Annotated in this window: 1 pseudogene; it reads left to right on the top strand. The window is 63.6% G+C overall.

Annotation, left to right across the window (positions count from 1 at the left end):
• Window positions 1–236, top strand: a pseudogene (locus SB764_RS44540) (sugar ABC transporter ATP-binding protein); the annotation flags it as partial.

Raw genomic sequence — 236 nt, 5'->3', positions numbered from 1 at the left:
CATCTATCTCGGCCAGGAAAGCCAGTTCGTCCGCTTCGGCATCGTCGACTGGAAAGCGATGCGGGCAGCGGCAAAGCGCCAGCTCGACAAGATCGGCGTCGATATCGACGTGACCGCGCGCACCTCTGAACTGACATTTGCGGCGCGCCAGATGGTCGAACTCGCCAAGGCCCTGACGCTGGAAGAGACCGTCTCGCGCCCGCTGGTCATCCTGCTCGACGAGCCGACCTCGGTTC

The organism is Paraburkholderia sp. SIMBA_027 (assembly GCF_046535315.1).
In the GTDB taxonomy this organism is placed as follows: domain Bacteria; phylum Pseudomonadota; class Gammaproteobacteria; order Burkholderiales; family Burkholderiaceae; genus Paraburkholderia; species Paraburkholderia tropica.
The sequence above is the reverse complement of the archived record's forward strand: the minus strand, read 5'-3'. Positions and strand labels throughout refer to the sequence as shown.